Below are 1339 nucleotides of genomic sequence, written 5' to 3'. Positions count from 1 at the left end.
CAGACATATAAAAGGTGTCATACTACTATAAAACTTACAAACTTAATGTTATTTAAAAACATATGAACTTAAAGCACTTGATTGTTCTACTAAATGCAACGAGTGCTTTTTTGCGTTCTAGCGTGAAATTTTAAAAGAGCACTATAATCGTATAAGTACACTAAGTGTTAAATTTTAAATTACTGTATTTATAGATTGTAATGGCTATATACAGTATACGACGATAGTAGAGGAAATTTACTCAACTTAGTGAAGTGCAAGAAAAGACAGCTAAGAGTTACTTAAATGAAATTACAAAAAAATATTCTTCAGGTTCTAAAATATCAAATGGTACTTTTAATCCTAACGCTCTCAAAGGAGGGCGACTTAAAGGTGAATTAATATTAGAAGTACCAGTTCAAAATAAACCAATTCCGCAAACAATTCTTGATGAAGTAACAAAAAACAGGATTATTATTAGAGATATTAAGGGGAAGGTGTATAATTGACTATGAAAGTTTATTATTGTGACGAATGGTCGGACATCAAAAAGAAGCCTTGGAACATTCTTGATGACCGTACTGCATACACATACCATCAGAAACATGAACCATATACGGCGGTATTAATAGAAGATGAGAAACCTAAGTATATTGTAAATGTTGCAAATGAATGGGTTTCGGTGGGGTTTTATGATGACCTGATTCGTAAGTATTTAAATTATGATTTTGAAGTTATGAGTGATGGTAAGATTTTTTTAAGAACAGCTATGTATTGGGAATATGATGATGAAACTGACACGGAAGTAAGTAGCTTGATTTTAGGCTTCCGAGAAGATGGCTATATAGCAATGGAAAAGAGAGATTTAAAGACCGGTTCAGTCGAGGAGCGCGAGACTAGCGATACCCTTGAAAGAAACTGGGATGTATTTCCTGAATTTGGTCAGTACATTCATTTGTGCAGAGAGGAAAGGTAACGTGTTTAGAGCACTCTCCAGTGCCTAAGCTAGTTATACGAAAGGTTGTTACATATAGGCACATAAAGCAAGTGAACTAAAAGAAAATTAAAATATTTGAGTTGGACAAAAAGAACAATGATACGTTTGAAAATAGAGACTCCATGAAGGTAATACCATCATGGAGTCTTATTTTAATACTGGGATAACGAGAAAAGAACGAGAAATGGGCAAGATGACATTTTACATGAGAGGGGCAGTTATGACATGGCATAGTTAACAAATTAATGAGAATGACAAATCTCGTGGCGATAAACAATGGGTAACGTGAAAGAATGTTCTTTTGCATTTTTGGTTAAAAAATTTGGGTTGTATTTTAACAAGAGACGGTCGTATAATACTCGC

2 protein-coding genes are annotated in these 1339 nt (G+C 33.6%); both read left to right on the top strand.

What is annotated here, in order from left to right:
* The first annotated feature begins 254 nt into the window (after positions 1-254).
* Positions 255-488, top strand: a complete 234-nt coding sequence (locus V7150_RS25730) for a hypothetical protein (protein ID WP_335523968.1) — start codon at positions 255-257, stop codon at positions 486-488.
* Between the two features lie 2 nt (positions 489-490).
* A complete protein-coding gene (locus tag V7150_RS25725; RefSeq protein WP_335523985.1) occupies positions 491-955 on the top strand; it encodes a hypothetical protein in 465 nt (154 codons plus the stop codon).
* Positions 956-1339: the final 384 nt, after the last annotated feature.

Origin of the sequence: Neobacillus drentensis, from assembly GCF_036965245.1 — a bacterium.
Taxonomy (GTDB): Bacteria; Bacillota; Bacilli; order Bacillales; family Cytobacillaceae; genus Neobacillus; species Neobacillus drentensis_G.
This window is presented reverse-complemented; position numbering and strand designations above follow the sequence as displayed.

Coding starts and splice junctions, on each gene's coding strand:
- V7150_RS25725 (WP_335523985.1), top strand. CDS start 491: ATGAAAGTTTATTATTGTGACGAATGGTCGGACATCAAAAAGAAGCCT.